General features: G+C 40.4%; 5 protein-coding genes and 1 pseudogene. 4 read left to right on the top strand and 2 right to left on the bottom strand.

Features of this window, described 5'->3' with window-relative positions:
• Positions 1-133 precede the first annotated feature (133 nt).
• Complete coding sequence (locus tag H4J63_RS18780; protein WP_182197957.1) at positions 134-1,117, bottom strand: LysR family transcriptional regulator; 984 nt, start codon at positions 1,115-1,117, stop codon at positions 134-136.
• Positions 1,118-1,251: 134 nt separating this feature from the next.
• On the opposite strand from H4J63_RS18780, the gene H4J63_RS18775 reads away from it, so the two are divergent.
• On the top strand, positions 1,252-3,324 hold the full coding sequence (locus tag H4J63_RS18775; protein WP_182197956.1) for a TonB-dependent receptor domain-containing protein: 2,073 nt from the start codon (positions 1,252-1,254) through the stop codon (positions 3,322-3,324).
• A 125-nt stretch (positions 3,325-3,449) separates the two neighbouring features.
• Here the strand turns inward: H4J63_RS18775 and H4J63_RS18770 are convergent, their stop codons facing one another.
• Positions 3,450-5,606 (bottom strand): pyridoxamine 5'-phosphate oxidase family protein, encoded by a 2,157-nt coding sequence (locus H4J63_RS18770; RefSeq protein WP_182197955.1) that lies wholly within the window; start codon positions 5,604-5,606, stop codon positions 3,450-3,452.
• Positions 5,607-6,000: 394 nt separating this feature from the next.
• On the opposite strand from H4J63_RS18770, the gene nirB reads away from it, so the two are divergent.
• The 3 genes and pseudogenes from nirB to H4J63_RS18755 all read left to right on the top strand — a co-directional run.
• Positions 6,001-8,574: a nitrite reductase large subunit NirB gene (gene nirB, locus H4J63_RS18765; protein WP_182197954.1), complete on the top strand. Its 2,574-nt coding sequence runs from the start codon at positions 6,001-6,003 to the stop codon at positions 8,572-8,574.
• A complete protein-coding gene (nirD, locus tag H4J63_RS18760) occupies positions 8,561-8,914 on the top strand; it encodes a nitrite reductase small subunit NirD (RefSeq protein WP_002959861.1) in 354 nt (117 codons plus the stop codon). Before nirB ends, nirD begins: the two co-directional genes overlap by 14 nt.
• A gap of 9 nt (positions 8,915-8,923) precedes the next feature.
• A pseudogene (locus tag H4J63_RS18755) lies at positions 8,924-9,055 on the top strand (uroporphyrinogen-III C-methyltransferase); the annotation flags it as partial.
• Positions 9,056-9,178 lie beyond the last annotated feature (123 nt).

Genomic DNA, 9,178 nt, shown 5'->3' with positions numbered 1-9,178 from the left:
TTTATGCTGTTTAAATTCATTAAAGCTAGAGCGATAGGGTAATAGCTCTAGCTTGGCATACTGGCAGGATCAGTCAATAGCTAAAAAAGATCCTTAGAAAATAATTTGTCTTGGTGAATAGTTACAATAAAATTTACATTTCTTGGCAAAGCTCATTATCCCATTCCTGCGGTAAATTGCTTTTTATATGCTCTATAAAAGCACGCTGCTTTTTGGCTAATTTGCCAAAAGGATAACATAACCAAATAGGAACAGGATGACCTACCCAATCTTTTAAACAACGCTCAAAGCATTCGGGGTGAGCATTAAGACGCATGTTTGCTTGCCATAGAGGCAGTAAACCAAGCCCATGCCCTTGGCTTATTGCATCTCCTTGTAACACCAACTGATCTGACTGAATTCGTGACGAAGGAACTAGTACACTTAATGTTTCTCCTCCTTGGTTTGTCATAACTAACTGCTCATTTTTATTGCCAATTAATTGTAACCAGTGAGTATTTATTAAATCTTCCGGTGAGTTAGGATAGCCATTACACTTAAAGTAATCTTTACTACCAAATACCCCCTGCCAAAGAATACAGAGTTTTTCTTGGCGTTGGCTGGATTCAGGTAACTGTCCCATACAAAGCAAAATATTGTCTTGCCATTGGTTTGAGTTAGATTTTATATCTGTTTTAAAAGTCACGCTAACATCTGGAAAGCGCGTTAAAAACTGAGTAACAACATCACCTAGCCAGCCTCTTAATAAGCCGCTATCAACATAGATAACTACTTCACCCTGTACTTTTTCATCTAAGGTGTCTAATTCTTGTTTAGCTTCTTTCGCTATACTTAGTATTTGCTCACAATAATCGTAAAAACACAGCCCTGCCTCTGTAGGCACCAAGCTGTTAGGCATTCTTTTAAGTAAAATACTCCCTACATCTTGCTCTAAGTTTTTAAGATGTCGGCTAATAGTTGATTTAGATAACTGCAGTGCTTTTGCCGAGTTTGATAAGCTTCCTGAACTAACCACAGAGACAAAACTACGTAATTCTTTAAATTGAGGCATTGCAACATCCCTACTGCGTTTAATACGCTCAGTGACGGCTAATTTACATGCTAATAAACTAGCCATTACACGAGCAAACGATCAACATGTGTTGCAACTTTGGCAACACACTGTTCCACTTAATTCCCTTTACATGATAACAGTAAGTATTATCATTTGCACTCTTGAATTTAGGCCTATATGTAAAGGAGAACATTTTAATGTCCAAACGATCAATGTCGAAGTTAGTACCATTGACCTGTAAAAAGTTACCTCTCGCTATTTTGATCCCTATAGCCATGAGCGCTTCAGCGGCAGAAAAAACAAATGAAATGGAAACAATGGTTGTAACGGCAACCGGTTATCAGCAGAAAATTATAGATGCCCCTGCATCTATTTCGGTCATATTACAAGAAGAGCTACGTAAACAATCTTATACCACTGTTGTTGATGCTGTTCGCGATATACCAGGCGTATATGTAACTGGTGGCGGTAATATGCAAGATATTAGTATCCGTGGTATGGATGATCAATACACATTATACCTTGTCGATGGTCGCCCTCTTTCGGCAGGTCGTTCAGTAAATACTAATGGCTCAGATGGGGGTAAACAAATAGGTATTCCACCACTTGCAATGATTGAACGTGTGGAAGTTATTCGTGGTCCTATGTCATCACTTTACGGCTCTGAAGCAATGGGCGGAGTGATTAATATTATTACTCGTACTGCTCCACAACAATGGGCCGCAAGCTTAGCCGCAAGCTATACTTCATCTATGAATGATGTGAGTAATGATCAATACAATACCGACTTTTACGCTGGCGGTGCGTTAATTAAAGATGTATTAGGCATGGAGCTTACAGGCTCAATACAACATACAGATGAAAGTGATTACTCTGGCGGTGGCGACGCTACTGCTAGCCGCCCAGACTCAGATACAACCCAATTTGGGGTTAAATTTAACTGGGCCGTTGATGATAAAAACAAGGTGAGTCTAGCCTACGATACATCAAATATTGATTTTGAGCATACACCAGGTAACTCAATAGCTATTGATGCAGAAGGCTCACAGTACGAATTTGAAAAACAAATGTACTCCCTCACCCATATGGGTAATTACGGAAAATTAACAACAAACACTTATATTCAGCAAGATTTATCTGAACGCGTGCAAGATGAAGATAAAAAAGAAGAAATAATTACGTTTAATACATCTGCAACTTATGCAGCAGAGCAACATATTTACACTGTGGGCGCACGATATAAAACCGAAGAACTTGTTGACGAAACGAATGGTTTACTAGATGCCAACGTGGCTATTGCCAGTGATACTGTTGACCGATGGATTGGGGCTTTATTTACTGAGGTTGAATGGAACTTTATAAAAGACTTATCCATAACTACCGGTTTAAGATACGATAACGATGAGCAATTTGGTTCTCATTGGTCACCTAGGATTTATGCTAACTGGCATGCAAATAACCGCTTTACTGTTAAAGGAGGGGTTTCTACAGGATATACTCAGCCTTCATTATCTCAAGCTACTGCAGGCTTTGGTCGAGGCACAGGTGGGGGCGGATCTCCTAACCTATCTTCCACTGGAACATCCATTTCACGTGCCCTGATAATAGGTAACCCTGACTTAGATCCAGAAACTAGCGTTAACTACGAAGTTAGTTTTATTTATAACGATCCTAAAATTGGACTATCGACCAGCTTAACGTTTTATCATACTGATTTTGATGATAAAAAAGCAGAAGATCGCTACTGTATTAGTGAAAATATTGATAGAAATGATTTTGAAAACTATCAATGTGAATTCAGTGGGAACACTTATCAATTTTTGAGTACGCAAAAAAATATTTCAGAGGCAGAAATGCAAGGGGTAGAAGCGACTGTAAACTACCGTATTGCCGACAACCTTCGCTTTAAAGCTGACTACTCTTTTACAGACTCTGAGCAAAAATCTGGAGACTTTGCAGGCGAGCCTTTAAATAAAATACCCAAGAGTATGGCTAATGCAACCTTAAACTGGGATGCGAGTGACACGATAAATTTATGGAGTCGTGTAAACTACCGTGGTGAAACTACTGACTATTTAAGCCGTACAAGCTTAAGTGATGGTACACCCGGCTACACCATGATGGACATAGGCGCACAATATTGGATGACTGATAATCTGAAAGTAATGGCTGGTTTATACAATGTTACAAACCGTGTAGTGACCAATGAAACCTACGGCGTTGTGCTAGACGGAAGAAGACTTACGGTCAGTTTTAATTTTGAGTTTTAATAAAAGTAATTCAACGGAGCGTTTTTAAAACGCTCCGTTTGTTTAACAAAAAACAGTTGTTTTAGTTTTAGCGCATAGTTTTGTATTTAAAAGCGCTGTATATAAAAACGCTATATTTCAAAACACTACAGATTTAAATCAAGCACCTCAACGCCTTTAGCAGGTACGGCGCAGCAAATTAGCGCCTGCCCTGTCTCTACTGGGTAACTTACGGTATTGCGATACACCACAGCTCCTGCATTTATTTTTACAGCGCAACTGCCGCAACTGCCGTTTCGACAGCCAAACTCAGGTTCTAAGCCATGGGATTCGGCTACATTAAGTATAGTGTTATCGCCTTTATTCCAGCGCTGTTCAAAGCCCGATTTACTAAATTTAATGATGGTGTTGTCTGCTTCTTCTACGCTAATCTCTTTGCTTTTATTAGGCGCTTCGCTTGTGTTAAGTACTTTGCGCTTAATACTGGAGGGTCCAAATGCTTCAGCAAATATGTTTTTATCCTGCACACCGAGCAATAACAGCTCGTTATATACGTGTTGCATAAACGCTTGCGGTCCACATAAAAAGAACTCGTAATCATCAAGTGGTAAATAATACCTAAACACATCCGCATTTATGCGCCCTTTTAAATCAAAGCTTTCGTCTTTTAAATTAAAACTCTCATCTTTTACGTTAAAGCCATCGCCTTGTTTTTCATCAAGCTCAGGCTGAGATAAAAGTGAGTAGTAATCAATTGCCCCGCCACTCGTATCTGCAAGTGTTTTTAGCTCGTTATAAAACGCACGCTGTTGGGCACTTTTAGCACTATGGAAAATATGCAAAGGGCGTGTATAGCGGGTTCTTAACCCTTCATTGGCAATATGTTTAGCCATTGAGATCATAGGTGTAATACATATCCCGCCACCAATTAGTACTGCTGGTTTGGCGCTAGTTGGGTCAATAAAAAACTGCCCTTGTGGGTATTTAGCTAAAATAACGTCGCCTACTTTTACCTCATCATGAAAGTAGTTAGACACCTCGCCACTGAGCTCTTTTTTAATCGATAACCGATAAAATAGTTCATGAGGGCTCGATGACACGGTGTAGGTTCTAATAACAGGTTTGCTGTTACTGCTATTGCTATTGCTACTATTTTTACATGGTATTTGTACAGTTAAATGCTGCCCAGCTTTAAACGGTAACAAGGTTGTATTGTTATGCCCTTCTAAATAAAAGGAGGTAATTACATTATTTTCTTTAATTATTTTAGTTACTTTTAAAGGCTGCCAAGTATGTTTTAGTTTTTCGGCTTGTTTGTTTTTATCAGCCTCAAGCCATGTGCCCGTCATTTTAGTGTTAGGGGAATAAGCATCAAATTTAGCACTAAACGGGAGTAAATTTTTAAGCCTCATTCCTTTAGTGAGGGTAAATTTCCAGCCTCGGTCTGCGCCAATAAAGCCTTCAAGCTCTGGGTGCCCGTCCCATAAAACTTCAACGCTGCCAGTAAGCATTAATACATTACCCGTGTCAAAATCAGGAAATAACAAACCTGCTTTTGGGTTTAATAAAAAGTTACCTAAGGTATTAAAAAAATTGTTACCTGCGTAATCAGGAATCGTTAATGTGTTGCCTTTGCGTTTTACAAAACCCGGCAACCCACCACGGTGAGAAACATCAACACCTTCAATTTCTGGGTTGTTTTTTGCGGTTATAAAACTCGAAACAAAAAATGTATCGGCGGTGTCAATTAACGCACTAGCTGCGTTATCAAGTGTATTAAATTCAACTTTTTGCAGTGCATTACTTTTAAGTAAAGGGTCTGTGTTGAACACTAAGTCGCGCGTTTGAATATACTGCGGGCAATTTCCAAAGGATTGATCAACACAAAAACTCACCTGATTATCATTAATTACCTCACCTACGCGCACATTTAAACGGTTACGCCTACGCGTGCTTAGCTCAATGCCTAATAAACCAATTGGCGAGCCGGCAATATTTAACGTGTTATGTAAGGGGTCGTTTTTATCAACCGCGTGGGTCATTAATAATGATGTGGGTGTGGGTGAGCTTAAAAAGCCAGGCATACCTGAAACAATAGATACCCACGGATCAGCGTTTTCATCAACACTGCCTGCAACCACAAATGGTAACTGCTCAAAAAAGGCTTGATGCTGCTCTGGCATAAATGAGCGCACAGCACGTTTGCCAAATGTTGCCATTATTTCTCGTTTACCGAGTTTGTCTTGTATTGCCAGCTCGCCTTCATGAAAAGGGGAAGCATCTATTGAGTTTGTGTTAGTCATTTTGATCGTAATTCGTGTGCATATTTCATGGGTTAAATTTAACGCAATACACAATGAATGATAATGGGTGTTTTATTGACTGATAATGCACAAAACAATGACAATACTTGCACCCTCTTAGTGCCAGGCGCGCACCAACATATAACAAAACAGGTTTTATCCTCACTCTAAAAACACATTTAATACTATTTAAACAATAACTTAAAAAACTGGCTGTATTTTTGCAAACATTCTATTAACAAGCCCGTTTTACTTACGGCAAAAATTTAGGTTGTTAGCACAATAGCTATTAGCAACCATCGGCAAAGAAGCCCGCACACAGTTATGCATAATGCGTATTTGTGGCGGGCTTTTTTGTTAATTGTATTTAAACCGTCACTTTAAGGAATGCCCTATGCAAACCTCGCAAAAAATACTCATTATTGGTAATGGTATGGTCGGACACCACTTTGTTGAGCAAATGCGCCAAAGCGATGCCAACGCAGACATTACTGTACTTTGCGGAGAAGCAAATCTTGCATACGATCGCGTGTACTTATCAAGTGTATTTGATGGCAAAACAGCCGCCGATTTAGCACTTACCACTCACGACAACTACAAACAGCTTAATATTAATGTGCATACCAGCCAGTGGGTTGAAGGCATTGATAGAACAGCAAAAATAGTGACCACATTAACCGGTGAGCAATACCCATACGACAAACTGATACTCGCGACAGGTTCGTTTCCGTTTGTGCCGCCTATAAAAGGTAACGACCAACCTCATTGTTTGGTGTATCGCACATTAGAAGATTTAGAACAAATAAAAGCCAGTGCCTCTGTAAGTAAAAGCGGTGTTGTTATTGGCGGTGGTTTGTTGGGGCTTGAAGCTGCAAATGCCATTAAGCAACTGGGGCTTGATACCAACGTAGTTGAGTTTGCACCGCAGCTTATGGCTGTTCAACTTGATGGGCAAGGCGGTACGCTACTAAAAAATAAAATAGAAAAACTTGGCGTAACGGTACATACATCAAAGGCAACCAGCGAAATAGTAAAAGGCGAAACCAAACGCTTTAGATTAAGTTTTTCGGACGAAACATTTTTAGAAACAGACCTGATTTTATTCTCTGCCGGTATTCGCCCGTATGATCAGCTAGGGAAAATTGCTGATTTAGAGCTTGGTGAACGCGGCGGTATTATTATTAATAACCAATGCCAAACGTCAGATCCTGATATTTTAGCCATTGGTGAATGTGCCCTGTGGGACAAAAAACTATTTGGTTTAGTTGCACCAGGTTACAACATGGCGCGCGTTGCAGCGAGCCAGTTAAGTGGTGGCGAGCTTGAGTTTTTAGGTGCTGATATGAGTACTAAACTTAAGTTGTTAGGCGTAGAAGTAGGCTCAATTGGCGACGCTCATGCAAAAACGCCAGACTGTAAAGAACTTATATATCAAGATGCTATTCGCGGCTGTTATAAAAAAATCATACTAAGTGAAAAAGGCGATAAATTACTGGGCGCTGTACTTGTTGGCGATACCAGCGATTACGATACTTTATTACAGTACATGCTTAACGACATGGACTTACCAGAAAACCCTGAGTGTTTAATTTTACCAGACAGCGGCGGCGCGCCGTCGTTATCGGGCAGTGCCCTACCCGACACCGCCACTATTTGTTCGTGTCACAATGTGAGTAAAGGCGACATTGTAGGTGCAATTGATGGCGGCTCATGCGATTTAGCCTCGGTAAAATCATGTACTAAAGCAGCAAGCGGCTGTGGTGGTTGTGCGGCATTATTAAAATCAGTTGTTGATAACGAATTAGCAAGTCGTGGAGTTGAAGTAAACAACCATGTATGTGAGCACTTTGCGTATTCACGCCAAGAACTACTGCACATGGTAAAAGTAGAAAGCATTAAAAGCTTTGATGACTTACTAACTAAACACGGTAGCGGTCATGGCTGTGAAATATGTAAACCTGCCATTGGCTCTATTTTAGCCTCAACATGGAACGACTTCATTTTAGAACCCGCTCATGTTGGCTTACAAGACACTAACGATACGTACCTAGCAAACATGCAAAAAGATGGCTCGTACTCTGTGGTACCGCGTATTGCGGGTGGCGAAATAACGCCCGACAAACTCATTGTAATTGGACAAGTAGCCAAAGACTTTAACCTGTACTGCAAAGTAACTGGCGGTCAACGTATTGATTTATTTGGTGCGCGCTTAGAAGAGCTTCCTGTTATTTGGGAGCGACTTATAGAAGCCGGATTTGAGACCGGTCATGCCTATGGTAAGTCACTCAGAACCGTTAAATCGTGTGTGGGTAGTACGTGGTGTCGTTATGGTGTGCAAGACAGCGTTGGACACGCAATTGAAATTGAAAACCGCTACAAAGGGTTACGTGCACCGCATAAATTTAAAATGGCGGTATCGGGTTGTACCCGCGAATGCGCCGAAGCACAAAGTAAAGATATTGGCATTATAGCCACCGAAAACGGCTGGAACTTATACGTGTGTGGTAATGGCGGTATGCGCCCTCGCCATGCTGATTTATTTGCGACCGATTTAGACACACCAACACTGATTAAATACATTGACCGTGTAATTATGTTTTACATTAAAACGGCTGACAAATTACAGCGTACATCGGTATGGATGGAAAATCTTGAAGGCGGTTTAGACTACCTTAAAAGCGTAGTTATTGACGACAGCTTAGGTATTTGCGACGAGTTAGAAGCGCAAATGGAATTAATTACACAAACCTATGCGTGTGAGTGGAAAAAAGCAATTGAAAACCCAGATGCTGCCAAACGATTCCGCCAGTTTGTTAATAGCCCCGAAACCGACGACAACATTCTATTTGTGCAAGAGCGTAACCAAATTCGCCCTGCTACAGAAGCCGAAAAACGTGAGCAACGTAATACACAAAACCGTATTCCAGTAATGGAAGTTGAAGAGGAGCAAGCTGATGTCTTGGCATAATATTGGAACAATCGACAACCTAGTGGCTAATAGCGGCGTATGTGCATTAGTTAATAATCAGCAAGTGGCTATTTTTTACATTCCACAAAATCCAACGGCTGTGTTTGCTATTAGTAACTACGACCCAATTGGCAAAGCTAATGTATTATCACGTGGTATTATTGGCTCAATCGACAATAAATTAGTTGTCGCATCGCCTTTATATAAGCAACACTTTTGCCTAGAAACAGGCGAATGTTTAGAAGCAGAAGCAATACACTTACCGGTTTTTAATGCAAAAATTGAAGATGGAAGTGTATTTATAAGCTCTGAACCAAAAGTTACAACAGCTGTGGCTTAGGGGAATAGTATGAGTGTATTGTCTTATTTTTCGGGTATTGAAAACGTGTGGCTAAATAAGCTTGTTGCTAAGTTAACGAGCTCAAATAGTCGCAGTGCTAAAAGCGGCAATGTTTATATAATTGGTGCGGGTCCAGGAGATACCATCTCTCATTTTAAGCTTCAAGGTCGTATTTAACTTTCTTGGAGCTTAAACGCTTCTTGGTTTTTTATTACACCAAAACATATATGAATGAGCTTTCGCATATTTGCACACACAGCTTGC

The sequence above is a fragment of the Pseudoalteromonas sp. 5Ae-yellow genome (genome assembly GCF_014077565.1).
Lineage (GTDB): Bacteria > Pseudomonadota > Gammaproteobacteria > Enterobacterales > Alteromonadaceae > Pseudoalteromonas.
Note: the sequence above shows the minus strand (reverse complement) of the source record. Positions and strands in the feature narration are given on the sequence as shown.

Excerpts from the sequence above, each read along its gene's own strand:
- H4J63_RS18775 (WP_182197956.1), top strand. The coding sequence starts at position 1,252 with ATGTCCAAACGATCAATGTCGAAGTTAGTACCATTGACCTGTAAAAAG.
- nirD (WP_002959861.1), top strand. The coding sequence starts at position 8,561 with ATGTCTTGGCATAATATTGGAACAATCGACAACCTAGTGGCTAATAGC.
- H4J63_RS18780 (WP_182197957.1), bottom strand. The coding sequence starts at position 1,117 with ATGGCTAGTTTATTAGCATGTAAATTAGCCGTCACTGAGCGTATTAAA.
- nirB (WP_182197954.1), top strand. The coding sequence starts at position 6,001 with ATGCAAACCTCGCAAAAAATACTCATTATTGGTAATGGTATGGTCGGA.
- H4J63_RS18770 (WP_182197955.1), bottom strand. The coding sequence starts at position 5,606 with ATGACTAACACAAACTCAATAGATGCTTCCCCTTTTCATGAAGGCGAG.